This is a genomic window from Kitasatospora sp. NPDC048662, assembly GCF_055587065.1.
The window spans coordinates 48312-73105 of record NZ_JBVJHA010000019.1 but is presented as its reverse complement, the minus strand read 5'-3'; the positions used below and the strand labels follow the sequence as shown (position 1 = coordinate 73105).

The 24794-nt window shown below is 70.5% G+C and carries 18 protein-coding genes, 1 tRNA gene and 2 pseudogenes; 7 read left to right on the top strand and 14 right to left on the bottom strand.

Going from position 1 to position 24794, the window contains the following annotated elements:
- Window positions 1-19: 19 nt before the first annotated feature.
- On the bottom strand, window positions 20-2104 hold the full coding sequence (locus tag ACZ6R9_RS32235; RefSeq protein ID WP_465542190.1) for a hypothetical protein: 2085 nt from the start codon (window positions 2102-2104) through the stop codon (window positions 20-22).
- Between the two features lie 242 nt (window positions 2105-2346).
- On the opposite strand from ACZ6R9_RS32235, the gene ACZ6R9_RS32230 reads away from it, so the two are divergent.
- On the top strand, window positions 2347-2799 hold the full coding sequence (locus tag ACZ6R9_RS32230) for a tyrosine-type recombinase/integrase (protein WP_380478262.1): 453 nt from the start codon (window positions 2347-2349) through the stop codon (window positions 2797-2799).
- A gap of 161 nt (window positions 2800-2960) precedes the next feature.
- On the opposite strand, the gene ACZ6R9_RS32225 is transcribed toward ACZ6R9_RS32230, so the two are convergent.
- From ACZ6R9_RS32225 to ACZ6R9_RS32200, 6 genes are all read right to left on the bottom strand, one after another.
- Window positions 2961-5609 carry a S8 family peptidase gene (locus ACZ6R9_RS32225; protein ID WP_380478263.1) on the bottom strand — a complete coding sequence of 883 codons (2649 nt, stop codon included), beginning with the start codon at window positions 5607-5609 and terminating at the stop codon, window positions 2961-2963.
- Window positions 5602-6579 carry an AAA family ATPase gene (locus ACZ6R9_RS32220; protein ID WP_465542187.1) on the bottom strand — a complete coding sequence of 326 codons (978 nt, stop codon included), beginning with the start codon at window positions 6577-6579 and terminating at the stop codon, window positions 5602-5604. Before ACZ6R9_RS32220 ends, ACZ6R9_RS32225 begins: the two co-directional genes overlap by 8 nt.
- A gap of 183 nt (window positions 6580-6762) precedes the next feature.
- Entirely contained in the window at window positions 6763-7296 is a 534-nt protein-coding gene (locus ACZ6R9_RS32215; RefSeq protein ID WP_380478265.1) for a hypothetical protein, read from the bottom strand.
- 510 nt (window positions 7297-7806) lie between these two features.
- On the bottom strand, window positions 7807-9222 hold the full coding sequence (locus tag ACZ6R9_RS32210; RefSeq protein ID WP_380478266.1) for a hypothetical protein: 1416 nt from the start codon (window positions 9220-9222) through the stop codon (window positions 7807-7809).
- Between the two features lie 400 nt (window positions 9223-9622).
- Entirely contained in the window at window positions 9623-11620 is a 1998-nt protein-coding gene (locus tag ACZ6R9_RS32205) for an ATP-dependent nuclease (protein ID WP_380478267.1), read from the bottom strand.
- Between the two features lie 419 nt (window positions 11621-12039).
- Window positions 12040-13176, bottom strand: a complete 1137-nt coding sequence (locus tag ACZ6R9_RS32200) for a Fic family protein (protein WP_380478268.1) — start codon at window positions 13174-13176, stop codon at window positions 12040-12042.
- 588 nt (window positions 13177-13764) lie between these two features.
- Here ACZ6R9_RS32200 and ACZ6R9_RS32195 point away from each other — a divergent pair.
- Entirely contained in the window at window positions 13765-14919 is a 1155-nt protein-coding gene (locus tag ACZ6R9_RS32195) for a tyrosine-type recombinase/integrase (RefSeq protein ID WP_465542184.1), read from the top strand.
- A gap of 493 nt (window positions 14920-15412) precedes the next feature.
- Here the strand turns inward: ACZ6R9_RS32195 and ACZ6R9_RS32190 are convergent.
- The 3 genes from ACZ6R9_RS32190 to ACZ6R9_RS32180 all read right to left on the bottom strand — a co-directional run bounded on the left by ACZ6R9_RS32190 (window position 15413) and on the right by ACZ6R9_RS32180 (window position 17823).
- Window positions 15413-15486, bottom strand: a tRNA-Pro gene (locus ACZ6R9_RS32190).
- Window positions 15487-15626: 140 nt separating this feature from the next.
- Window positions 15627-17066, bottom strand: coding sequence for an MFS transporter (locus ACZ6R9_RS32185; protein WP_380478271.1), 1440 nt, complete (start codon window positions 17064-17066; stop codon window positions 15627-15629).
- Window positions 17067-17193: 127 nt separating this feature from the next.
- Window positions 17194-17823, bottom strand: a complete 630-nt coding sequence (locus tag ACZ6R9_RS32180) for a TetR/AcrR family transcriptional regulator (RefSeq protein ID WP_465542181.1) — start codon at window positions 17821-17823, stop codon at window positions 17194-17196.
- A 121-nt stretch (window positions 17824-17944) separates the two neighbouring features.
- Between ACZ6R9_RS32180 and ACZ6R9_RS32175 the strand changes: the two genes are divergently transcribed.
- Window positions 17945-18664: an SDR family oxidoreductase gene (locus ACZ6R9_RS32175; protein ID WP_465542179.1), complete on the top strand. Its 720-nt coding sequence runs from the start codon at window positions 17945-17947 to the stop codon at window positions 18662-18664.
- A gap of 57 nt (window positions 18665-18721) precedes the next feature.
- On the opposite strand, the gene ACZ6R9_RS32170 is transcribed toward ACZ6R9_RS32175, so the two are convergent.
- Window positions 18722-18946: a YbhB/YbcL family Raf kinase inhibitor-like protein gene (locus ACZ6R9_RS32170; RefSeq protein WP_465542227.1), complete on the bottom strand. Its 225-nt coding sequence runs from the start codon at window positions 18944-18946 to the stop codon at window positions 18722-18724.
- A 653-nt stretch (window positions 18947-19599) separates the two neighbouring features.
- On the opposite strand from ACZ6R9_RS32170, the gene ACZ6R9_RS32165 reads away from it, so the two are divergent.
- The 4 genes and pseudogenes from ACZ6R9_RS32165 to ACZ6R9_RS32150 all read left to right on the top strand — a co-directional run bounded on the left by ACZ6R9_RS32165 (window position 19600) and on the right by ACZ6R9_RS32150 (window position 20835).
- Complete coding sequence (locus tag ACZ6R9_RS32165; protein ID WP_465542177.1) at window positions 19600-19746, top strand: helix-turn-helix domain-containing protein; 147 nt, start codon at window positions 19600-19602, stop codon at window positions 19744-19746.
- Window positions 19747-19804: 58 nt separating this feature from the next.
- Window positions 19805-19927: pseudogene (locus ACZ6R9_RS32160) on the top strand (helix-turn-helix transcriptional regulator); the annotation flags it as partial.
- 133 nt (window positions 19928-20060) lie between these two features.
- Window positions 20061-20543: pseudogene (locus tag ACZ6R9_RS32155) on the top strand (MmyB family transcriptional regulator); the annotation flags it as partial.
- Window positions 20476-20835, top strand: coding sequence for a DUF559 domain-containing protein (locus tag ACZ6R9_RS32150; RefSeq protein WP_465542225.1), 360 nt, complete (start codon window positions 20476-20478; stop codon window positions 20833-20835). The pseudogene ACZ6R9_RS32155 and the gene ACZ6R9_RS32150, both read left to right, overlap by 68 nt.
- Before the next feature lie 84 nt (window positions 20836-20919).
- Here the strand turns inward: ACZ6R9_RS32150 and fusA are convergent, their stop codons facing one another.
- From fusA to ACZ6R9_RS32135, 3 genes are all read right to left on the bottom strand, one after another.
- A complete protein-coding gene (gene fusA / locus ACZ6R9_RS32145) occupies window positions 20920-23001 on the bottom strand; it encodes an elongation factor G (RefSeq protein ID WP_465542175.1) in 2082 nt (693 codons plus the stop codon).
- A gap of 491 nt (window positions 23002-23492) precedes the next feature.
- The gene (locus tag ACZ6R9_RS32140; RefSeq protein ID WP_465542173.1) at window positions 23493-23897 is read right to left on the bottom strand and encodes a hypothetical protein; all 405 of its coding nucleotides are present in this window, start codon (window positions 23895-23897) and stop codon (window positions 23493-23495) included.
- Window positions 23898-23990: 93 nt separating this feature from the next.
- Window positions 23991-24764 (bottom strand): VC0807 family protein, encoded by a 774-nt coding sequence (locus ACZ6R9_RS32135; protein ID WP_465542171.1) that lies wholly within the window; start codon window positions 24762-24764, stop codon window positions 23991-23993.
- Window positions 24765-24794 lie beyond the last annotated feature (30 nt).

The window sequence follows — 24794 nt, the reverse complement described above, 5'->3', positions numbered from 1 at the left end:
TGGTCGGTCGAGGGAGGCTTCAGGGCTGGTCGGCTTGGGCGGTTCGGGCCCGGAGCAGCAGCTCCCGGACGATCTGGTGCCACTGGTGGGAGTCCTCGCTGTGGGGGCGGTCGTCAGTGTCGGGGTCCCACTTCTGAAGTTCCAGGAGTTGCTCCACCAGTTGTCCGAGGCGGCCGGGGTCGTATCCGCCTCGGACGGGGTCCATTTGCTGCGCGATGTCGTGGAGCCGGTGGGCGGCGCGGTAGTGGGCGAGCTGGGTGTCCGTCAGGCGGCGGATCGCGTAGCCCCCGCACTTGCTGCACCAGTCGAACTTCGTGTCTCCCAGCAGGTCCGCGATGGTGAGCAGGTCGTCGTCTGCAACGACACCGCGTTCGCGGACGTGGGAGCAGAACGGCGAGTGCCCCTTGCCCTGGTAGCGGGGGTCGGCGTTGACCGCGTAGACCTGGACATGCGCGAGGACCCCCAGCGGGATGCCGCTACCGCTGCGCTTCCAGGTGCCGGTGTCGGGTGCTTCGAACGGTTCGAGGTCCAAGTCCTGGCCGTGGGCGAGGAGTCCTTGCCACACCGCGTGGGGAAGGCTGCGCGAACGTCCGGCCCGGTCGTACCCGGAGTCCAGACTGCGCAGGTCGGGCACACCGCGGGCCACCGCTAGCAGCCGCAGGTTGAACTCCCGCGCCCAGGGCCTGTCCCTGGAGACCAGCCAGGCGGCACGCTCGGCTCCGGCTTCGAGACCGAGTCGCTCACCGAACAGCGGGTCGTCGGCTTCGCGCATCCGCTCCCGCCACAGGGCGGAGGGCTCCTCCGGGCGCTGGCCGATCGCCTCGGACCAGGGCTCGATCAGTGCCGCGGGCAGGTCGGCGGAGCTGGCGAGCAGGACACCTCGCCAGCCACGGGCTGCACGCCGCTCCAACTCCTTGAAGGGCAGGACCTCCGTCCCGGCGTCGGTGGAGAATACGGTGTACAGCTGGTCCTCGGCGCCGGGCGCGGTGCTGAGCAGCCGCAGGTGCTCCGCGGTGAGGGGGCGGCGCTGGTGCACGGCGGTGTCGTCGAAGACGCCCGGCCCCAGGGGACTCGCTTCGCCGGCAGCCGTCGGGGCTGCGGGAGGCTCGGGCTCGCACCGCACGAGCGCGGCGCGGGCCAGAAGTTGGTCGACGATCAGCTGGGGCGCGCGGAGAGTGAGCCTGCGCCGGCCCCAGTCGGCGGTGGTCAGGTAGGTGGGCAGGACGCCGAGCGTCCAGTTGTCGAGGCCGCCCAGCAGCCCCCGCTCACGCTGCCGCGTGTGGGGGTCCTCATTCCGGGGTTCCTGCAGGTGTGCGGTCAGCGTCACCGTCACGCCCGGGTCCGACGCACGGGCGACCCGGCGTGCCTCCTCCTCCCAGGAAGCCAGCAGCCGGTCTGCCGCACTGCGGGCTCCGTCATACCCCTTGCGCCGTGAATTGATTCCCCCAACGGCCTGATACGTGACCAGGTGGTCGCCCGGCAGCCCCCATGCGTCCGCCGCTGCCCCCTGCCAGCGGGACCACATCGACCGCAGCCGCCCGGCGATCTCCTTGTGGTCACCGATGGCGCTGAACGCTTCGTCGTCCGTGGGGAGTTTGGGCATTTCCAGGCTCGCAGCCGCCGCTGCTTCCACCAGACCCGTCGCGTCGACGAACAGCCCCGCTCGTTCGCGCAGCGTCTGGAGGTACTCCTCCTTCAGCGCCGCCTTCGGCCGAGCCCAGTCGGCGAGCCAGGGGAACTTCGCGACGACGCTCTCGGCGAGGTAAAGGCTGTCCACGGCGTCACGCCACCTGGACAGCACCAAGTCCCGAAAGCGCTCCGCGTCGTCGCGGACCTCCCGGTCCCCGTCGTAGGTCTCGTCCTCCTCGGAGACCGGCTCGACGCGTAGAACGTCCGCGGCGCCTTCGGCTTCCTCCTGCGTCACCTCGTCGTGCGGGTCCGCCTCCGTGTACTCCTTCAGCTGGGAGATCAGCCCGCGGTGGCCGCCGAGTGCACGCAGGAAGAGGCCGACACCGCTGTCCGGCCGGTCCCAGTCACCGTGGTACGCGCAGACGGAGCACATGCGGGCGATCGTCCCGGCGTTCAGCGGCACCTCCAAGGCCACCGCCCCGTCCGCACGAAGCCGGGTGCACCTCAGGTGTGCATGCAGCTTGGAGGCTTTGCCCTTCGCCGCGAAGACAGGCACGAGATGGCCGTCGAACGGGCCGAGCGGAACATCAGCGGTCAGCACAGAGTCGCGCACTCAACTCCCCTATCAGTCTCGACCGGTGAGCCTATCCGGCAGCACGGACAGCGACCCCGACGGCGCCTGTTCCGGGCGAACTGCACCACAGCGGGAGCGCGTCCGTGGTACCCAGCACGCTCGCTTTGAAGAGAAACGAATCCAGCGTCGCGCGTCGTCCGACTCCTGCTTCCGTCCCACCCAAGCCCCTTGCAGCGGAACGCACTTGCTGGACCCCGGACGAGGCTGCGACGTTCCTGCGGCATGGTTCGGAGCAGTTCGCGGATCAGCTGACCGATCTCTTCGAGGTCATGCTCGGCACCGGCATGCGCCGCGGCGAGATCCTCGCCCTGCACTGGTCCGACGTCCACCTCATGGACCGCAAGCTCTACGTCCGCTGGACCCTCGCCGCCATCGACAACAGCGAACTCGCCGTCGGGCAACCCAAGACCGAGGCCAGCCGCGCCTGGATCAGCCTCTCCCCCAAAGTCATGACCGCCATCCACCGCCAAGCCACCCTCCAGATGGCCGCCCATCCCGTCCCCCGTGGCGACGACGACCTGCCGTTGGCGGCGTAGCGGTGAGCCGCGGCCGGCCCTGTCAGCCCGGCGGAGCTGTGCTTGGCCGACGACCCAGGACGGGTGACCGGTGGCCTTCAGGGCCTCGGGGCTGGCTGCCCTCCCGGCTTCGCACAGCGCTGCATGCCGCTGAGCCAGAGCAGCTGCCGGAACGCTGCGGTCTACCAGTCCAGGGGCAGCTGCACGGGGATCCCGGCAGACGTCTCCACTCGCGCGGCCAGGTCGGTCGGGATGGGCACGTCGAGCCGTACCGCGGTCGGGGTGTAGAGGTCGATCTCGATTTCGGGTGTCGTGAGGGACACGAGGAGGGCATAGGAGACCAGGCGGCCGACGCGGTCGGATCTGTTGTTGTACTTCCACCAGCCACCGGCCGGGTAGACCGCCAGGGCTCCGCAGTCGGCGAGCTCGGCGGCAGTACCGCTCCAGATGTCGGCATGCAGGGAGCCACGGTTGCGGTTGTCGAAGCCGACGAGCCAGGCCTTGTCGCCTTCGAACTTGCCGACCGTGGTCATGCCGTCGTTCGCAGCTTGCGCGTCCTTCGCGACGCGTCCTTCGAAGTCCGACAGGTTCTCCAGGGACCCCTTGATCGCGAACCGCAGCTTGTGGGACGCGTAGGTGTGCTGGCCCATGACACCGCGTCGGCCGGGGTTGGGTTCGACGAAGTAGGAGAGGGTGACGCGCAGCTGGACCGGGGTGGCGCCGAGGTCGAGGAGCTGCTCGCGCGGCCAGGGCAGTTGGTGGAGCTTGAGTTCTCCCAGGTGGACGCGGCCCTTGTCACGGCGGAACGGGACAAGGGAGCCCTGGATCATCAGCGTGACGGCGTTCGTCGCGCTTGACAGGACCCGTTCCTCGGTCGGCACTCCCCAGCCGTAGCGGCGCAGCACGTTGCGCGCGAAGTCCTTGCTGCCGTTGCCCTTGCCCGTGCGGCGGCGGCCGTTGGCGTTGAGGATGCCGTCGGTCATGGCACTGGTCCAGCGTGCCTCGTGGACCAGCAGTGCCCGGATGGTTTCGGGGGTGAGGGCGGGGTAGGCGGCGTGAGCGATGGCGGCGAGGCGTGCGGCCTGGGCGGTGGCGGCGCTGGTGGCGTTGGCGGTGGTGAGCGGTCGGTCGATGCCGTGGTGGGTGGTGGTGAGGCTGACGACGTCGTGTTCGTCGGTGAGGGTGCCGTCGGCATCGACGAGGAGGTTTCCGCCTTCGAGGACGATGTCCGGCTTGACGGGGGTCTTCACGGGAAGAGCGACGGAGGTGCGGCTGAAAGGCGAGAGCTCGCCTGCGGCAGCCAGGGGACGGTAGCCGTCGAACATGGCGTCCCGGGGCGGCTGGGCGAGGTCGGTGTAGGCGCCGACGGTCAGGACGTTCCAGGCCTGGGCAGGGTTCTCTATCGCGGAGGTGTCGCAGAGCGTGAGGTGGTGCAGGGTTCCGTCGTCCTGACGGAGGTGGGTGACGGGGTGTTCGCGGATGTTGCCGGCCGAGACGACGATGAGCCGGGAGGCTCGGGGGTCGGGGGCGCCGAGGAGTTCGATGCGGTCGTCGTGGACGGCGATGTCGGTTCCGGCGGCGAGGGCGTCGAGGGAGGAGGACCACAGGCTGGCCCGGCCGTCGGTGCCGTTGCGTTCGGGTGTGGAGCGTTCGGTGACCGCCATGGAGAAGACTCGGGCGTGCGGCTGGTCGATGCCGCCGGTCTCGGCGTCGGAGATCGCGTTGACGGTGACTTCCGCGTGGCTTCGCGGGGTGTCGTCGTGGCGGATCTGCCGGGGAAGGATTTTGACGGATTCCAGGCCGTGAGTGAGCGTGATGGTGCCTGTGGATTCGAGGGCGCCGGCAAGGTCGCCGAGGAGGGCGAGGCCAGCCATCTTGGTTCCGTGGCCGTTGTTGTCGTCGGGTCCTTCGTGGGGGAACACGCTCTGCGCGCGGCCGGCGAGGGCCTGCTTGAGGAGTGGGTGCTCCTGGTGGATGCCGGTGTCGAGGATGCACACGACGGGTGCGCCGGCGGCGGCGTGCTCCAGCCGGGTCGCGAGGTCGAGGGCGAGGTCGCGCTGGAGGGTTCGGGCGGTGGTGTGGATCTGCTCGGCGAAGCTGGGCTGCCGCACTTCCGAGGGGCAGGCGTTGGTGGCGAGGAGCGTCTTGAGCTGGGCGCCGGTCGTGGCGACGTGGGCGACCCGGTAGTCGCCGATGGTGATCGAGCGGTCGGCGATCGGCCAGCCGTTGGCGGCGGCGATCCGCTGGAGGACAGCGATCTGGTCGGTGTCGGTGATGCCCGGGTCGAACCACAGTTCCCACCAGCGGTGTTCGCTCATGTCCGGCAGTGGTGCGTCATCCTGCCAGAGGTGGTCAAGCAGAGCGTGCTGGATGCGTTCTGTGTTGGCGACGGCGGCCTGCTGCTTCGGCTTGCCGCTCGGGGTGTCCTGGGTGAACTGGCTGATCTTCTCAGCGAACGCCTGCACCCGTCCGTCGGGGATCCAGATGACGGCTTCCTGCGGGCTGCTGCCGGTTGCCTCGTGAACGCTCATGAGCGTCAGCCCGGAGTTGGCGAGGCTGCGGACCTGGAGGTCGTAGGTGTCGGCGGCCTCCACCCGGATCGCGAAACCGCTCGCCCGTTCGGCCGCGTCCACCTCATGACGCTCTGTGGTGGAGGCCTTCCGGGCTTCTTCGAGGCCGTCGAGCAGGCGGTCCACGTGGCCCTGCCGGTCCGCGGACCGGTCGGCGAACCCGCCGCCCCGTGCGGGTCCGGAGGGTTTCGGCGTGAGCGTCTTCGGATCCCACGGGACCAGCAGGTGCGGGGTGAACCGCGACGGGGCCCGGTCAGGCATGGCGCAGCGCGTGCCGCTCGTCCAGTCCTTCGGTCAAGAGGTGTTTGTTGACCACGTCGTTGCCTCCGAGAATGGCGCGTTTGGCCGCGGATTCGGCGGCCTTGACCAGTTCGGCGTGGCTGAGCTGGTCGACCTTGGCGATCAGGTCGGACCAAGGTACGCCGGTGGTGTCCATCCCGGCTAGGCGTCGTTGCAGAATCTCGATCGCCTGTTGTGGGGAGGGCGGTGCGTAATGGACGACGAGGTCGAAGCGGCGGAAGAGCGCGCGGTCGAGGAGGTGGCGGTGGTTGGTGGCGGCGACGACGAGGCTCTCGGAAGGGGCTTCGTCGAGGAAGAGGAGGAAGGAGTTGAGGATGCGGCGAGCCTCGCCGACGTCGTTGCCTGCGGTGCGTTCGGCGCCGAGGGCGTCGAACTCGTCGAACAGGTAGACGGCGCGGGTCTCGGCGGCGGCTTCGAAGACAGTGCGGAGCTTGGCGGCGGTCTCTCCCATGAAGCGGCTGATCAGTCCGTCGAGGCGGATGGTGAACAGCGGCAGGGAGAGTTCTTTGGCCAGGGCTGCGGCAGTCATGCTCTTGCCGGTGCCTGGCGGCCCGGACAGCAGGATGCGGTGCACGGGGGTGAAACCGAAGCGCTCCAGGCGTGCGCGCTGGCGCTGCTCGTGGAGGACCTTGTCCAAGGGGGCGCGGACATCGTCGGCGAGGGTCATGTCGTCGAGGCGGACGTCGGGGTACCCGGCGGTGAGGAGGCTCGCGAGTTCGCCCCGGGGCTGGACGACCGGTGTCGGGGCGATCCTGGGGATCTTGTCGGCGCGGGCGGCGTCGATGAGCTCGCGGAGTTCGACGGCGAGTTTGCCGTGGCCCTGGCGCGCGGACTTCGCCGCGACCTGAAGGGCGATGCTGTAGAAACGGTCGTCGTCGCCGGTGGCATGGGCGTTGAGGAGTGCCTTGAGGTGGTCAGCCGTGGCAGCCACACCCCTCACGCTCCTCTTCAGCAGACCGGCCTGCCACTCTAACGAGCGCCTCGGACGACGGATACCCCTGGCGCGCGGTCCAGCACCTTGTTCATCGTACGGCGGCCCCCTCGGCGATCCCCAGGCGGGTTCGCACGCTTCACAATGACGCAACCGGGCGGCCGGGCGGCGCGACAGGATCGTTCAGCTCCTCGCGGTCCGGCCACCGGCGGCCGTGGGCAGCATGCGGGCGGGCAGTTCGCTCCAGTCGTTCAGGGATCCTTGGAGCAGGTTGTCCAGTTGCGCCTTGCCCTCGTTGACCAGGAGGTCGCGCAGGCAGGCGCAGTCGTTCATCGTGCCCGCGTCGGTGAAGCAGATGAAGATGCCGGCTGCTTGGAGGCCGCGGGCGGCGAGGGCGATCTCGTGTCCGAAGGGGAGCGGTACGCGGCTGGCGAGTTCCTGGGCGAAGACCTGCTCGATCCGGGGACGGCCCAGCGCGGCCAGCAGGGCGCCGACGAGACTGCCCATCACGCCGTGCAGGGACTTCTTGCCGTCCAGTAGGGCTCGGGCGAAGGCAGCGAGTGTGTCGCAGCCCTTGCCGCGGTGCCGCTCGACGAGGGCGTTCCAGGTGTCCGGGGCCACGTAGCGGACGGCCTGGGCGGCGATGACGTCACCACCGCCCCCGCCGACGAGTTGGGCGCACGCCCGGACGGTGCTGTCCGTCTCGGCACGGGTCACCACGCGCGGGGTCCGAGGTGGTGGCGCAGGCTGGCCGCGCTGGGCGGGAATCCGAGCGGGTCGCGGATCGGGTGTGCGGCGCGGGCTGGCAAGGGTGCCGGTACGGTGGGGCCGCGGCTTGGTGGTGCCGGTGCGTGAACCGGCCAGGGTTCGTCGGGGCGAGGGCCCGAGCGGGCGGCGGCCTGCAGGGAGTCCTTGGCGCTTGTGGCAGCGCAGTCCCTCCTCCCGCACCCGGTTCTTGCAGAGCCTTCCGTCCTTCTTCATGGCACGGCACCTGTTGACCATGGACAGAGAGTGTCGGCCCCATTACCTTCCGGCAACATCGGGGGTCAGTTGCCGGATCGATCCGGACATCTCAACTGTCCAATTGGCCAAGGACTTTGAAAGTCTCGCAGGTGAATCCGCAGCTTGCGGGTCTGCGCTCGTGGGCGGAACCTGCCCGGATTCGCAGCCTTCGCCTGCCCAGGACGCCGGGGAGCAGCGGCCTGGGCCTCCCCACCCGTTTTCCGGTCAGCGGCGGAAGCCACGGCGGGGGTCGCGGGCTTCGACGTTGCCGAACGGTTCGAACCACGCGGCCGGACGCAGGTCGCCGATGCCGAGGTCGCGGTTAATGTCGTTGTCGGGGTCTTCGATGCCGTCGAACCGAGCGCTGTAGAGCATCAGGACGTCGGTGTCCTGGAAGAACAAGTCTCTGCATGCGTCGTAGTCGTAGTCGTCGCGGTGGACGGGGAGTTGGTGGTGCGGGTGGCCGTCGTTGTCGTCGACCTCATCGCGGTAACTGGGTGCTTCGCGGAGCGCGAGGTGGAGGGCGAGTTCTTCGGCGGTGCAGGTCGGTTCGGGCCAGTCGCCCTTTTCGAGGTCGCCGACCAGATCGTCCAGGGCGCGGGCCATACGGCGGCGCCACTGCAGGTCGCAGCGGTAGGTGAGTTTGGGCATGCTGGCAAAGATGTCCCATGCACTGCGATTCTCGGCGGTCAGCGGCCGGTCACCGAGGTCCTCGGTTTCGTCGTACGCCTGGTCGGCGAGGACGCTCAGCGCGGTGTGCAGGAGGTCGGCGGTGCGGGGGGTGAGCTGCCAGCCGCATTCCTCGCAGTCGTCGTCTTTGCAGTGGTCTTCGGTGACCGGGAACAGGGCAGCGAAATCGGGGAGTTCCCCCTCCCCCTCCGGCTGATCGTCTTGGGAGGCCTGCAGGCGCCATCCGGATTGGAAGGTCGCGACGACGGGCTGGCTGCTCCAGTCGGCGAGCTCATGTCCCTGTTCGGCGTTCAGGAAGGAAGCCGAGCTCTGGTCGGTGAGTGTGTCGGCTCCCTCAAAGTAGCCGTCCTGGTCGGCCAGCCACATGACCGCCCCGACCAGGTCCTGTGGGTCCTCGTCGGGGAGTTCGTCGTCGGACATCGGAGTCCAGCCGGCTCCCCGGGCGGTCTTCAGCAGCAGGTCGGAGTCGTGGACGTGGAACTCGCGCAGTGTGGTGACCTGAACGACCAGGCCCGGGAGGTCGCGCAGCCTCGCGTCGTAGGGGGTCCGCTTCTCCCGCTCCTCGTGGCCGGTGTCCTCGTCTTCGTCAAGGTAGTCCGGCGCGGTTTCCTGCTCCTGGTCGGGCGAGACGGTGAAGGACGCGGCGCTCACGGGCCAGGTGCCGACGAGGGCGTGCGAGACAGCTTGGCGCAGGGACGAGGCCGGCGCGTCGGGGAGCCTGGAGTACAACGCATCCGCCCGCTCCGGCTGCCACGACTTCGTCGCGGACTTCAATGCCTGCCGCAGCAACACCGCAGCATGGTGGGCGAGTTCACGATCACGGCAGGTCAGGACGGCCTGGAGCGAAGCGGGGCCGCTCTCGTGGTCCACGAGGGCCATGACCCGGCTCTTGCTGGGGGTGTGCTCGCAGAAGAAGTCCCGCGGGATGGCGGCAACGTGCTGATCGGGCATGCGGAAGGCTCCGGGGGCAGAAGGGCAGGCGGACGGGCGTGCCCGGTGAAAGTGGAGTCCCGCTGGTGGGCGCGCTGCGAGCGCGCCCCCGGACGGTGGTGAAGTCGTCGCCCGTGACTGGTTCCGCCGGTATTGCCGGCAGCCCGGATCCGAGGCTTCCCTCCACCATAGCCGAAGCCGCTAACCCCACCGCGCATATCAGGACGACGAGTTCACCGCCGGAACGGAGAGCGCGGGGAGGTCAGCTTCGGTCCTCGGTGGTGAGCCGCACACGACGAGCAGGGAGCGGCCGACAATTGGTGCGGCCTGTCCGAGATGACAGCTCACGGCAAGGACACAACTATCCCTGCTGGCGCCCTCGCCGGTACGCTGCGGCAGCTCCGGAATGGTTCGGTTCGGTCTAGGTAGCGGGTACTACAGCCTCGGCAGCGTTGTCGGGCCCGAGTTGGCGCGGCAGGGCGTGGACTGACGGCGGCATGCTGGCCTTCAGTAGCTCCTGGACGTTGGCCAGGAGCTGGACGAGCAGCGCGGGCGGATTGCCTTCCGCGCCGCTGGCGGCTTCCCGGTAGGTGGGGGCGTTCTTGCCGGGAAACCCCTCGCCGGATTCGATCAGTTGCTTGAGCCGCTTGGACCATGCGGGCCAGGCACCCTTGAGGTACTCCTCCAGGTTGTCGTCGAAGACCGTGTAGGTCGAGGTGGACACCGACTCCGGCCAAGGGACCCGCTTCTGCGCGCCCAGGTATCCGAGCAGGTCCGTATTCATCCGGGCGGCGTCGTCGGCCGCTGCGGTGATCTTCTTCATGGCTTGGAGGTAGTCGTCACCCTCCCGCCCCTGGATCGAAGCCAGTTTCCGCTCCTCCATACCGCAGTCACCGTCAAAGACGACGTAGCAGGGCACTCCGAGGGCGGTGAGGATGGCATGGCAGAGGATCAGGTTGTTCTTGCCACTGACGTGAATCACAGTGACGCCCTGGGCGGCAAGGCCGAGGTTCATGTTCTGGGCACAGCCGGTGATCAGACCGGCGTCGGTGTCCCCCTCCACGAGCACGGCGGCCAGAGCAAAGAAGCCTTCGGCAAGGGTGTCGGTGCAGCGAAGGCCGGCGTGGCGGCGCACGCTGTCAGGCTTCACGTAACCGGCGAGCGCCTCGCAGAGGTCGTCCACAGTGACCTGACTGGTGCGGGTCGTGGGGTGGTTGTCGACGAAGTCGCGGCGCAACCTGCGTACCTGGTGGAACGCGCGGTGGTCCACGAAAACGGTGCTGTGGGTGGCGTACGTGACCTGGACCCGACTTCCGTCAGCAGTGGCGAGGTCGCGCAGGACGTCGGCGAAGATCCTTGCCTGCGCGGGGTGTTGGAAGAGTTCGGGCTCCTCAATGGCGAGGCACAGGGTGCGCGTCTCCTGGCTGGGCTTCCGGGTCTCGGCGAGGAGTTTGAGGGCGGCGATGATCAGCGCGCGCTGGAAACCGTGGCCCTGGCGGCTGACGGAGGTCTCGGCCGCGCCATCCCAGATGCTGACCTTGAAGCTGGTCCTGGCCGGCTTCGGCGTGTGGACGACCGGTGCGAGCGCGATCCCCCGTCCCGTCGTGAACTGTGCGAGTTCCCGGGAGAGCGCACCCGAGATCCTGTCGAGGACCGGCTTGTACGCCTCGTTCTGGATCTTCAGACGCTCCTCGTGGGCGGTTTTCTCAAGTTCGCTGAGTGCTGCGATCTCCTGGGTCCGGTTCACCGCGTAGTCGAGGATGCGGCCCAGCGCGGAGGCCTTCTGGTCGTCGGCTTCCTCTGCGGCGCGAAGGTCGGCGGAGACAAAGACGAAGTCGATCAGTTCGGCGAGTTTGCTCTGGCCCGCGAAGCCGAAGAAGTAGGTGCTGTTGCGCTCAGTGGGGACGAGCCGGTCGCGGTGCTCACGCTCCCAGGTCAAGAGCGCCTCCATGACAGCGGCCTCGGAGCCTGCGGACGGGAGGTCCAGGTCCGGCTGCTGGTCGCACAGTTCGCCATATGCCTTCCGTTTGGCCATCGCGGTCGGCACGGCCCTGACGGCTTCGAAGGGCGGGAAGGCGAGCGCCCTTCCGCTGATCTTGTCCTCGCCGTCCTCCCAGGTACGCCACACGATCACGGTGTCGCTCTCGGGCGGGGCGTAGCTGCCCAGCACGCCCCGGTCGTACTCGGTGAGGTCGTTGAACTCGACCTCGACGGTGATCCGGCGGCTGTCGGCCGCAGAGTGGAGATCGTGCTCGTCAAGGGAGAGCGTCTTCTCCCCGTTGAAGAACCAGTCGAGCGCCCGCAGGACGGTGGACTTCCCCGCGCCGGTCGGCCCGATGAAGCACGTCGTCGCATCGAATTCGATGTCCACCTCCCGCAAGCTGCGGAAGTTCTGGATGCGTGCTCGCTTGATCTTCATCGTTACCTTGTGTCGTGCGAGGGGCGGTGGGACAGTCTGCGATCTGCGACGTATGGGAATGGTAGTAGCCAAGGTGACTGGCGGTCAGCGAAATTGCGGCCGGTGCAAACCACATTGGCGCACCAGAGATGCTGGGTGTTGTCTCCCTGGCCGAGGAGGCAGGTACCCCCGGGTTGGGCAGTCCGTCGGCTTGCTCGACTACATCCCGGCCAACACCGATGGTGAGGCGCTGACCAACCCCTTGGTGAACACCGGGCCGGGTGGACCGGCAGCGGGGACCTCTCCGGCCCAACGGTCCGTTCCTTTGCCGGACCCCTCTGGCACATTCTCAAGCAGCCGAAGCGCTGGGCCCTTCACACGCCGACCATCCGGAGGAAGCCCTACCGATCCTGATCGGCCCGGCATCGACTGAATGAGCCTCAGGACGAATAAGGATCGCGAAGGGGCCGTGGCTCCCGCACGCCTCGAACGATAGCTTCGGGAAGGCCAGGGCCAGCGGTGTAGTAGCGGCCCTGGGCCTCGCCGTTGGCGGCGAGCCACTCGGCGCGGACGAGTTCGCGGATGTCGCGCTGGGCCTGCTGCTCACTCAGGTCGGCATCTGCCTGGTAGGTGGCGCGACGGACGCGATTGCCCATCGCCGCCGGATAGAGGGCGTAGAGCATCCGGTCTGGCCAGCCCTGGCGCTCGACGGCCTCGTCGAGGCCGGTCCACACTTCCCGCGTGGTTGTGACCTGGCGTTCGACGGTCTGGGCCTGCTGGTGGTGGGCACGCAGGCAGAACCGGACCCAGGGCAGCGTGTCACGGTCGGGGGTCCAGACCGGGCCACCGACTTCGGCGAGGATGTCGTAGTAGCGGTAGGTGTTGCGGGCCCGGCCGAGCCATTCCTCGATGCTGGAGAACTCCGGCGCCATGACGCCTTCACGGGCCAGGACCAGGGTGTGCAAGGCGCGCGACATCCGGCCGTTGCCGTCCGACCACGGGTGGATCGACACCAGGTTCAGGTGCGCCATCGACGCCCGCACCAGACCGGGCGCTTCGAGGTCACCCGCGTTCAGCCAGGCGACCAACTCGCCGGTGAGTTCCGGCAGTTGCTGAGCGTCAGGGGCGGTGTAGGCGGCGATGGTCGGGTCTTCGGCGGAGGTGACGTACACCGGCCCGCTGCGCCACCAACCGGGCCGCTTGAGCAGGTGGTGGCCCTGCATCATGAAGTGCAGCGAGTTGAGCAGACCCTTGCTGTAGGCGAAGTCGTCGCCGGCCTCGGCCAGACGCTGGATGTAGGTCATCGCCTGCCGGTAGCCCTCAATCTCGGCCGCGACGGTGTCACTCGCATCGATCGGCGCCTCGCCGACCATGATGTCCTCGACATCCGACACACTCGCCGCGTAGCCCTCGATCGTGTTCGAGCCAGCGATCGCCCGCGCCGTCAAGTTGCGCCGCAACTGCCCTTCCCATCGCCGCGGAGTGCGCAGGTGCAGGCGCAGCCGGTCCCGCATCTCGCCGATCTCCGCGAGAACGGACTGGTCGATGTCGCGGAGGGCGGGCACAGCATAGAGCATGACGTGATGACACCATGACGTCGTCATTAAGTCAAGACTGACCGGCGACGGTTGCAGCGGACCGCGAGCCGACAGGCAACGGCCGCGCGGAGGCACGCCCTCTCCGAAGGCCGACCGGGGCCGGTCCAGCTTCGTCTTCGGCGGCGAGCGCACCCGGCCGATCAGCACCTCGCGCCGCCGAACGCCACGGTCGCGCGCAGGATGGCGCCTCCGAGGCGAGCAGGAGCTACTTGGCCCACCGGTGCCACGACCTCGCGGTCGAGCTCGGCATCCCGGAAAGTCTCCCCGTCCAAGAGCCAACGCCGCGACCATTCATCGGCGCACCCGCGCCACAGCCGCGCCAACTGCTGCGGCGCCGACCTGGAACCATCCATTGGACCCATGCGCCGTGCACGACCGGCGAGCGTCGCACCTCAGGCGTCCGACGCAAGAACCGGCGATGTCACGTCCGGCATCAGGCAACCCTGAATCATGAACACCTCACGCAAGACCCCGAAACACTCACCAGGCACCGGACCCTACGCACGGAGCGCCTCGTCCTCCGGCTCTACGGCACCTCGGGCCGCCCACCGCCCCAACATCGCAGACGTGCCCCTTCCCCACCGCCCCCTCGGTGATGCCATCCCGGCCCAGACGCAGGCGTGGGCAGTGTTCCTGAACACCGCCGTACACAACGGGCTCGACCCCACTCTCGTCACCCAGTGGCTGACCGTGCTGGCCGACGCCACCGGAAGCCCCGTCCTCCCCCGACTGAGCTCCATGCCTCTGGCCGAGTACGTCGAGCGGCGCCTGTCGGTGATCCTGGCTGGGCTGGAGAGCACCACCCACACCCCCTACCTCGCCGGCCTACGCCTGCGGATCCTCCCGGACCTCGGACACCTGCCCATCGACCTGATCACCACCGGCCTGATCCAGGACGCCGTGTACGCCTGGATCGCCGACGGCTGCGGCCGCTCCACCGCCAAGAGCACCCTCGCGATGCTCCACCGCATCCTGCGCCAGGCCGTCGCCGACGGACTGATCGCGAACGAGCCGGCCCACGTCACCGGCTGGCAGCACGAACTCCGCCAGGCCGAGGACGAACTCCTCGAACCCCGCAGCCTCGCCCTGCGCGACTGGGACGCCCTCACCGAGCTCGCCGACGCCCTCATCTACGCCTCCTACAACCACTACCGGGGCTGGGGCGACGTCGTCGTCCACAGCGCCTGCACCGCCACCCGCATCGGCGAGGTCTCCGGCGTCCGCACCGAGGACATCGACACCGAACAGTGGATCCTGACCTGCCGCCACCAGACCACACCCGCCCCCGGCGGCCTCGTCGACAAAGCCCCCAAAGGCGGCCACACCCGCCACATCCCCATCATCGAACCGCTGCGCCCGCAGATCCTCCGCCGCCTCCACACCACCCGCGGCGATCCCGACGCCCGCCTCTACACCGGCCCCCGCGGCGGCCGCATCACCACCGCCACCCTGCGCGACGCCACCCACTGGGACAACGTCGTCCACGCCCTCGGCCACACACACCTGCGCCGCCACGACCTCCGCCACACCGGCCTGACCTGGATGGCCGACGCCGGAGTCCCTCCCCACATCCTCCAGGAAATCGCCGGCCACCAGGACTTCGGCACCACGGTGCGCTACCTCCACCCCGACCTCCGCACGATCGCCGAAGCCGGAGACAACCTCACCCGCCACCTCGCCGAACAACTCCGCCGAACCGGACGAATCCCCCGAAGGTGGTGACACACCAACCAAGGCCACCGCGCACGACGGTAACGATTCAGGCGCGAAGCCACCGACTGAACAGCCGTCACATGAAGCCAACTCCCGCAGCGCAAAGCCCACTTCATGCAGAAGGGACCCCGAAACAGGACGTCACGAAACAGTCTCGATCACCCAGAGTGGTCAAAAAACTCAGGCAGATCGGGCGAGGCTGCGAAACCCATCAAACCGGAGACCGCCAGACGACCCATCAACAGCCGAGCAAGGAAAGGAATTTCGAGAATCGACACGCCGCGCGCCGGTCAAGTGCGCCAGCCAGCGACCAGCCTTGGAATAGGGCCGAAGATCGCCGCGAAAGTCGTGGGTTCAATGCCAGTTGCCCGATGCGACCTATGAATCAGCGATAACCCCACTTGACCCGATGTCCGAAATGCCCCGATTCGCCATGTCCGAAAACCGCCAGAGGCGGCCTTCCCGTTACCAGGAAAACCGCCTCTGACCTGCGACGTTACCGTCGGGACGACAGGATTTGAACCTGCGACCCCTTGACCCCCAGTCAAGTGCGCTACCAAGCTGCGCCACGTCCCGTGGTCGTCCGCCTTGGCGCCCTGTTGGGCTCCTTGGCTTTCTGACCTTGTCTCCGGTGTTCCCCGGCGACGTGGAAAACAATACAGCACGTCGGGGGGTGCTCGCTGCCAGGTATCGGGTGGGGTGGCGGAGGGGGTGGGTCAGGGGGTGGGGTGGCGGGCGTCGTAGTGGAGGAAGGCGGGGCGGCGGGTGGCGAGGAGGAGGACGGCGGCGATGCAGGCGAGGCCGCCGGTGAGGATGGAGAGGGTGGGGGTGGTGAGGGTGGCGACGGTGCCGGATTCGAAGTCGCCGAGGCGGGGGCCGCCGGCCACCACGACGATGAAGATGCCCTGGAGGCGGCCGCGCATGTCGTCGGGTGCGGCGACCTGCATCATCGTGTTGCGGAAGATCATCGAGATGGTGTCGGCGCAGCCGGCCGCCGCGAGCAGCAGCAGGCCGAGCGGCAGGTTGTGGACGAGTCCGAACGCGGCGATGGCCAGGCCCCACGCGGCGACGGCGGTGAGGACTGCGGCGCCGTGCCGGTGGATGCGGCTGATCCAGCCGGAGAAGAGTCCGCCGGCCAGGGCGCCGACGGCGGGGGCGGCGACCAGCAGGCCGACGGTGCCGGGTCCGCCGCCGTAGAAGGCGACGGCGATGGCGGGGAAGAGGGCGCGCGGGAGGCCGAAGATCATCGCGGCGAGGTCGGCGAGGAAGGATGTCCGCAGGTTGGGTTGCTCGCGCAGGAAGCGCAGGCCGTCGAGGACGGTGGCGCGTTTGCCGCTCGCGGCCTGCGGTCGCATCGCGGGCAGCCGCCACATCGCGTAGAGGGTGGCGGTGAAGGCGACGGTGTCGACCAGGTACGCGGCCTGGGCGCCGTACGCGGCGATGGCGACGCCGCCGAGCATGGGGCCGACGGTCTGGCCGAGGTTCATGCCGATGGTGTTGAGGGCGTTGGCGGCGGTCAGCTGCTCGCGCGGGACGAGCCGGGGGATCATCGAGGACCGGGCGGGCGAGCTGATGGCGAAGAAGCCGGCCTGGAGGGCGACGGCCGCGTAGAGCAGGGCGACGGCGTCGAGGTGGAGCAGGGCCTGGGCGGCGAGCAGGGCGGAGACGGCGGCGAGTCCACCGGAGCCGATCAGGCCGAGGCGGCGGCGGTCGACCCGGTCGGCGATGGCGCCGCCGTACAGGCCGAAGGCGATGAGTGGGAGCAGTGAGCAGAGTCCGACCAGGCCGGTGGCGAAGGTGGAGCCGGTGAGGTCGTAGACCTGGACGGCGACCGCGACGGCGGTCATCTGCTGGCCGATCGCGGAGACCGATTGGCCGAACCACAGTCGCCGGTAGTCGGGGCTGTGGCGCAGCGGGGTCAGGTCGGCGAACGCGCCGCGGGTGAGGCGGCGCAGTCGGGACGGGGTCGCGGGAGCGGCGGGTATGGGCGGGTCGGTGGGCACTCCGCCATGGTCGGCCAGCTGTTCGGCGGCCCGTCGGCCGGGGTCACCACGAAGGGCGCCCAGGCCTCTGCGCAGCAGCATCGCGTCAGAGGCCTCGGCGGCCCTTCGGCCCGGGTCACCACGAAGGGCGCCCAGGCCTCTGCGCAGCAGCATCGCGTCAGAGGCCTCGGCGGCCCTTCGGCCCGGGTCACCACGAAGGACGCCCGGGCTCAGCGCAGCAGCGTCCGGGTCAGAAGCCCGCCGACCCTTCGGCCCGGGTCACCACGAAGGACGCCCGGGCTCAGCGCAGCAGCGTCCGGGTCAGGAGTTCGGCGAGTTCGTCGTCCAGTGGCCCGCCGTCGCTCAGCAGCCGGTACCAGAGGGCGCCGAACGCGAGGTCGACGGCGGTGGCGGTAGTGAGTTGGGGGGCGAGCAGGCCTGCGGTGCGGGCGCGTTCGAGAAGGGCGCCGAGGGCTTCGCGGCGCGGGCGCAGCAGGGTTGCGCGGAAGCGTTCGCCGAATGCGGGGTCGATCTGTGCCTCGGCCATCAGGGCGCGCAGCGCGGCGGCGGTGCTCGGGGTGGCGGCGGCGAACGTGGTGGCGAGGAAGGTTCGCAGGTCGGCGGTGTGGTCGCCGGTGTCGGGCAGTGGGATGTGCTGCCGGGCGTGGGTGGTGATGGCTTCGAGCAGGACGTCCGCCTTGCCGGGCCACCAGCGGTAGACGGTCTGTTTGCCGGTGCCGGCGCGGGCGGCGATGCCTTCGACGGTGAGGCGGGCGTAGCCGACCTCGCCGAGCAGCTCGAACGCGGCGCCCAGGATGGCTTGGCGGCTTTCCTCGCTGCGGCGGCGGCCGGGGCGTACGGGCGCTTCCGGAAGGCGAGTTGACGATTCATCGGCTGCTCCGCCGGGGGCGGATTTCGCTTGCTCGATCACGGGCAGCACGCTACCGTAATTCGAGACGAGACGTCACGGTTCGAATTAGGGGGCCGACGGATCGCCCGGAGCGGCCGGGTTCGGCCCGCTCCCATCGACTGGCACAGGGGAGATGGCACAGATGAGTGAGCGCACCGCACTGGTGGTCGGCGGCACCTCGGGCATCGGGCTGGCCACCGCGCGCCGGCTGCACGCGCAGGGTGCGGCGGTGCACGTGGTCGGCCGCAGCAAGGAGCGCCTGGAGGCGCTCGCGGTGAGCGACCCGGAGCTGGTCGGGCACCGGGCGGACGGCGGCGACCGCGAGCAGATCGCCGAAGTCCTGCGCACCGTGGGGTCGTTGGACTGGCTGGTGGTCGCGCTCAGCGGCGCCGAGGGGGCGGGCCCGTTCGCCGAGCTCGACCTGGCCGCGCTGCGCAGCGCGTTCGAGGCCAAGTTCTGGGGGCAGTTGACGACCGTCCAGGCCGCCCTGCCGCACCTGACCGAGGACGGGTCGATCACCCTTGTCACCGCGATCTCGGCCCGGACGGCCCTGCCCGGCACGGCCGGACTGGCGGCGGTGAACGGGGCGTTGGAGTCGATGATCAAGCCGCTCGCGGTCGAACTCGCCCCGCGCCGGGTCAACGCGGTCTCCCCCGGCCTGGTCGCCACCCCGTGGTGGGACGGCATGCCGCAGGACGCTCGGGAGGCCTACTTCGCCCACGCCGCAGCCCAGTTGCCGGTCCGCCGGGTCGCCGACCCGGAGGACGTCGCGGAGACGGTGGCCCTGGCCGCCACCAACCGCAACCTCACCGGCACCGTTCTGGAGTCGGACGGCGGTCTGCACCTGATCTCGATGAGCTGACCACCCCTTCCCGGCCCGCAGGCGGACCAACTCGCCTGTGGGCCGGGCCAGTTGCTTCTACCCGGCCGCCACCGCCGCGGTCTGCCCGTACGCCAGCACGTGGCCGCTCAGGGTGAACGCGGCAACGTCTGGTGGGGTCGCGGCTGGCAGTGCCAGGCTCGGCGTGTCCAGCGCGTGGACGCTGATCCGGTAGCGGTGCGGGCGGTCGCGGGCCGGGGGGCAGGGGCCCAAGTAGCCTGGCGGACCGGCGTCTTCGGCACCCGAGACGGCGCCGGGCGGCAGGGTGTCGCCGAGTACGGTGGCGGTCGCGGGCAGGTCCCCTCAGCCAGTGCCAGAAGCCGGAGCCGGTCGGGGCATCCGCGTCGAACATGGTGACGGCGGAGCTGCGGGTGCCAGCCGCGCCACTCCAGGCGCGGCGGCCGGTTGCCATCGGCGCAGCCGACGGAGTTCGCCCAACTCACCTGCGGGAAACTGCCGTTCACCGGGTCGGGGCTGGTGACGGTGAACCGCCCGGCGTCGGCGGGGATCCCCGGGCGCACCGAAACCCGGCCGAAGTCGCAGACAGTTCCCCGGACTTGGGTGCTCGAACCGGCGGCCCCGAGCAAGGTCAGGGCGGCGGCGGAGCACAGCAGCAGAGCGGTCGTGCAGGACAGACCCTGGCCAGTGTCGGTTTCCCAACCCTGGTCCGCACCCCGAAAGTTGGGGAGCCACGCCGGATGGTGTCATCCGGCGCACCAGGATCCGCGCGGGCCCCCCGGGCGGCCCGTGCGCAACATCGACACCACGACCGGCATGCCCCGACGAGCGCCCCAACAGCCCGTACTGGCCGCCCTCCTGCACGCCAAGCGCGCCCGCCTGCAGCCCGAGGACGTCGGCGTTCCGCGCAGGGGCCGCGCCGCCGCACTCCGGGGCTGCGGCGCCAGGAAATCGCCCGGTTGGCCGCCGCCAGCGTCGAGTGGTACGTCCGCCTGGAGCGGGGGCGGGTCGGCACTCCGGGCCCGGCCGTCCTGCACGCGCTCGCCGACGCCCTTCGCCTGACTCCGGACGAGAGCCGCCACCTGCACCTGCTCGCCCGCCCGTGAGAGCCCGCACCCGGCACCCGCACCCGCACCCGCACGAAGCGAACGGGTTCGCCCCTCACTGCTCCAACTCCTGGACGGAATACCGCTGTTCCCCGCGCACCTGACCGACCACCGGCTCGACGTGCCGACCCACAACGCGGCGGCGCGGACCCTGTTCGGCGCCGGGTTCGCCAGCGGCCGGGCCGACAACACGGCGCGGACGCTCTTCCTCGACCCGGCCGCCCGACCCGGCCGCCCGCACCGGCCGGCTCGACCGGTCGCGGGTCGCCCGCGAGACCGTCGGCCACCTCCGGGCCGGCCACGCGCGCCACCCGGGCGATCCCCGGACGGCCGCGATGGTCGCCGAACTGCGCGCCCACAGCCTCGAGTTCGACAACTGCTGGGACGACCACACCGTCCTCGAACGCTCCGCCGGCAGCCACCGCTTCCACCACCCGGCGGCCGGCGAGCTCCGGCTGCGTCACGACATCCTCTCCACCGGACCGGCCGCCGACCATCTGCTGTTCACCATCACCCCGGCCGACGCCACCACCGCACACGCCCTCCGCCGTCTCGTCCCCACAAGCGCCGATGTCCACCCGGTCAGCGCCGCCCGACCCGTCCCCGGCTGTCGGCGGGCCGGCGGATACTGGCGGTATGTCGCCCACCGCGTCCTCGCCGTCCGTCGCCGCCCGGATGAGCCGGCAGTCCTCCCGGGACACCGCCCAGGAACTCGCGGTCCGACGCCTGTTGTACGCCTCGGGCCTGCGCTACCGGGTCAACGCCCGGGTCCCCGGGATGCCGCGCCGCACCGTTGACATCCTGTTCCTCGGCCCGCGTGTCGCGGTCTTCCTGGACGGCTGCTTCTGGCACGGCTGCCCCGAACACGCCACCCGCCCCAGGGCCAACGCCGAATGGTGGCGCACCAAACTCGACCGCAACATCTCCCGCGACCACGAAACCACCGCCCACCTCACCGCCGAAGGCTGGACCGTCCTCCGCTTCTGGGAACACCAACCCCCCGAAGAGGTGGCCCGCACAGTCCACGACCTGGTCGTCGCCCGGCGCCGCCCGCCCAGGCCGCAGCCGAAAGCGCGCCCCCGGGCCTGAACGCCCCGGCTCGGCAGACATCACCTTCCGACCCACCACCCGTCTGCCCCGCGCCCGGGTTCCGGGGCGGGGCAGACGTCGCCGTTACTCCCGGCGCGGGGCCGGGGCGTAGCCGGCCGGGTGGGTGGTGAAGGTGCCGCGGCCCTGGGTGCGGCTGCGCAACGCGCCTGCGTAGCCGAAGAGTTCGGCGAGCGGGACGGTCGCGGTCAGGGTCGCGCCGCGGGCGCCTTGCGGTTCGGAGCCGTGCACCCGGCCGCGCCGGGCGGACAGGTCGCCGAGGACGCCGCCGAGGCTGTCCGGCGGGACGGTCGCGGTGACGTCCACCACGGGCTCCAGCAGTACCGGGATGCCGCGCCGCAGCGCCTCGCGCAGGGCGAGCCGGCCGGCGGTGCGGAACGCCAGGTCGGAGGAGTCCTTGACGTGGGTCGCCCCGTCGGTGAGGGTGACCCGGACCCCGGTGACCGGGTGGCCGAGCGGGCCGTCCGCGAGGGCGTCCCGGCAGCCCGCCTCGACGGCCTGCACGAACTCCTGCGGGACCCGCCCGCCGGTGACGGTGGAGCGGAACTCGAAGCCTTCCGTGCCGGGCTCGCCAAGCGGTTCGACGTCGACCACGATGTGCGCGAACTGCCCTGCGCCGCCGTCCTGTTTGACGTGCCGCAGAACGAGTCCGGCGACCGCGCGGGAGAGCGTCTCGCGGTAGGCGACCTGCGGCCGGCCGACGGTGACCTCCAGCCCGGAGCGGCGGAGCTTCTCCACCGCCACCTCCAGGTGCAGTTCGCCGAGGCCGGACAGCACCCGCTGCCCGCTCTCCGGGTCGGTCCCGACCACCAGGGACGGGTCCTCCTCGGCGAGCCGGAGCAGCGCGACTGCCAGCCGGTCGGTGTCCACCGAGCTGCGGGCCTCGACCGCGACGGTCACCACCGGGTCGGCGGCGACGGCCGGTTCGAGCACCAGCGGGGCGCCGGGCGCGCACAGCGTGCTGCCGGCCCGGGCGGCCTTGGGCCCGATGACGGCGACGATGTCGCCGGCCACCGCCGTGTCCGTCTCGGTGTGCCGGTCGGCCTGCACCCGCAGGATGCGGCCGATCCGCTCGGTGCGTCCGGTGCGTGAGTCGAGCACGGTGTCCCCCTTCCGTAGGGTGCCGGAGTAGATCCGCAGGCCGCTGAGCCGCCCGGTGGTGCTCGCGTTCACCTTGAACACCAGTGCCGCCAGCGGCTGTTCGGGATCCGCCGAGCGTTCCTGGACGGTGCCCTGCCAGTCGCCGCGCACCGGCGGGACGTCCAACGGCGAGGGCAGGTACGCGGTCACCGCGTCCAGCAGCGGCTCGATCCCGCGGTTGCGGTAGGCGGAGCCGCACAGCACCACCACCGCCTGTCCGTCGGCGGTGAGTTGACGCAGCGCGCCCGCGAGGGTGTCCGCGCCGAGGGTGCCGGTGGCGCAGTACTCCTCCAGTGCCGCCGGGTGCAGTTCGGCCACCGCCTCCGCCAGCGCCTGCCGCCGGCGTTCCGCCTCCGCCGCCAACTCGACCGGCACGTCGGAGACTTGTACGCCGTCGGCACCGCCGGGCCGGTCCGGCCAGGTGAGCGCGCGCAGCCGGAGCAGGTCGACCACGCCGGTGAACTCGCCCTCCCGGCCGATCGGCAACTGCACGGCCAGCGGCGCCGGGTGGAGCCGGTCCCGGATCGAGGCGACTGCCCCGTCCAGGTCCGCGCCGGGCCGGTCCATCTTGTTGACGAACGCGATCCGCGGCACCCCGTGCCGGTCGGCCTGCCGCCACACCGACTCGCTCTGCGGCTCGACGCCCGCCACGGCGTCGAAGACCGCCACCGCGCCGTCCAACACGCGCAGCGAACGCTCCACCTCGTCGGCGAAGTCCACGTGCCCCGGCGTGTCGATCAGGTTCAGCCGGTGGCCGTCCCAGTCACAACTGACCGCCGCCGCAAAGATGGTGATGCCACGGTCGCGCTCCTGCGGGTCGAAGTCGGTGACGGTGGTGCCCTCGTGCACCTCACCGCGCCGGTGGGTCGCCCCGGCCAGGAACAGGATGCGCTCGGTGACGGTGGTCTTTCCGGCGTCCACGTGCGCGAGGATGCCGAGGTTGCGGACGGTGGCGGCCGCGGAGGCAGAAGTGGTGCTGGGGGTGGGGAGGGTGAGGTCGGTGCGCATGGCCCGGCGCCTTTCGGGATTCGGTCCTGGAGTGGGCAGCGCGATTCACGGCAGCACGAGCAGCACCCCGAACCCACCCCCGGGCCCGCCCTCGACCGGCGGCGCAGCGCGAAGACGGCGTGCGGCACGGCAAGGGGACGACGCCGGGGGGAACGGCCCGCCGACAGTGGCGGCGCGACCGCAGGACGCCCACAACGGGCGTACAAAGCAGGGAAGTTGGGTGGAGCTCGCGGTCCTTACCGGCGCCGGCCGCGCAGCGGGCGCCGGCCTGCCGAGGACACCAGGATCACCTCGAACCGCGACGGGGGAACGACAACAGCGGCGGTACGCACGGCTGGCCCCTCCCTCTCCACATCACGGTGTGCCCCGGCCGGCCATCCGGCCCGGGCGTCTTTCGGCGAGCCGAGTCTAGGGGGCCCGGCGTCCGCCGTCACCCACATTTTTGGTCGGCCGTATCAACATGGCCTCAAGCAGGCATGGTTGACGGTACGTCAGTCCCACACGATCGAGCGGATCGTCATGCCGGCTGGCACCGGTGGAACGTCCAAATATTCATCGACCAGGCCGTTCACCACGCCGCTGGACTCCCAACCCGCCGTCCAGGACTCGCAGGTAGCGGCGTCCGCGCTGGTGCACACGGCGACGGCCTCGGCCAGCAGCTCCGCCAAGTCCAGTGTCTCCGGGTGGAGTTGCACCCGCACCCAGGCCACCTCCGGCAGTTCCGCGATCCGGGCCAGACCGGCGGCCAACTCGGCCAGCGGCGGGCGGCCGTAGCCCCACTGGTTCGGCGCCAGCGAGTCCTCGACGGTGTTGCCCGCGAAGAACTCGGCCAGCGAGAGCAGCGGCAGTACGCCCTCCGGGCCGGCCTGCTCGATCACATCCTGGACAGCAATCATGCCGCCGATCCTGCCACCGCCCGCCGACACGACAACGGCCGCAGCGGCGACCCCGGCACCTCCGCGCCGGGGCCGCCGCACCAAACCCGCAACTCAGACCAGCAGCCCGTTCCGCTTCACGTACCAGGTGTGGAAGCCGATCATTCCGCCCAGCACCGCCAGCCACTGCAACGCGTTCACCAGCGGCACCGCGCCGAGCGGCAAGGTCAGCGCGAACCCGACCCGGATCAGGGCGTCCAGGGCGAATCCCGTGCCCCACATCACCGTCAGCAGGCGAATGTGGCGCCGAAAGGACGGGTCGTAGTCCCACTGGCCGATCCAGGCGTCGGCGCCCGCCGGGCCGATCTTGGCGGCGACCACCGCCCGGGCCGCGCCGTACATGAACGGGCGGCGGGTCAGCAGACTGCCCAGCACCCACACGCCGATCACGCCGAACACCCAACTGTCGCGCACCAGCAGCACCCTGGGGCTGCCCGTCACCGCCGACAGCAGCGTGCTCACCGCGATCAGCAGGAGGGTGAACACCGGCATCGGATCCAGCCGACGGTTGCGCACCAGCCCGTAGAGCAGCCACGGCAGCGCGGCCAGGCTGCTCAGCGTGATCGCCAGCCACTGGCCCGCGCCCAGCCCGAGCAGTGTGTAGTACCCGCCGAGCGGGATCGCCAGCTCGAACACCAGCGCCTTGGCCGCCTGCCGCCACCCACGTGCCGCCCGCTGCTTCGGCGTCGAATCGTCCCCTGCCAGCGCCGCCCAGTCCACCTGCCCGTCCGCCGTCCGCGGCAGCTCGGCCGCGCCCCCGCCAGCGGCGCCGGTGACGGCGGGACCTGCGCCGGACGCTTCCCCATCGACCGCGCCCCCGCCAGCCATACCCGCACCCGCACCCGTACCCGCAGCTGC

Excerpts from the sequence above, each read along its gene's own strand:
- ACZ6R9_RS32225 (WP_380478263.1), bottom strand. The coding sequence starts at position 5,609 with ATGCCTGACCGGGCCCCGTCGCGGTTCACCCCGCACCTGCTGGTCCCG.
- ACZ6R9_RS32210 (WP_380478266.1), bottom strand. The coding sequence starts at position 9,222 with ATGCCCGATCAGCACGTTGCCGCCATCCCGCGGGACTTCTTCTGCGAG.
- ACZ6R9_RS32205 (WP_380478267.1), bottom strand. The coding sequence starts at position 11,620 with ATGAAGATCAAGCGAGCACGCATCCAGAACTTCCGCAGCTTGCGGGAG.
- ACZ6R9_RS32200 (WP_380478268.1), bottom strand. The coding sequence starts at position 13,176 with ATGCTCTATGCTGTGCCCGCCCTCCGCGACATCGACCAGTCCGTTCTC.
- ACZ6R9_RS32185 (WP_380478271.1), bottom strand. The coding sequence starts at position 17,066 with ATGCTGCTGCGCAGAGGCCTGGGCGCCCTTCGTGGTGACCCGGGCCGA.
- ACZ6R9_RS32175 (WP_465542179.1), top strand. The coding sequence starts at position 17,945 with ATGAGTGAGCGCACCGCACTGGTGGTCGGCGGCACCTCGGGCATCGGG.
- fusA (WP_465542175.1), bottom strand. The coding sequence starts at position 23,001 with ATGCGCACCGACCTCACCCTCCCCACCCCCAGCACCACTTCTGCCTCC.
- ACZ6R9_RS32140 (WP_465542173.1), bottom strand. The coding sequence starts at position 23,897 with ATGATTGCTGTCCAGGATGTGATCGAGCAGGCCGGCCCGGAGGGCGTA.
- ACZ6R9_RS32135 (WP_465542171.1), bottom strand. The coding sequence starts at position 24,764 with ATGGCTGGCGGGGGCGCGGTCGATGGGGAAGCGTCCGGCGCAGGTCCC.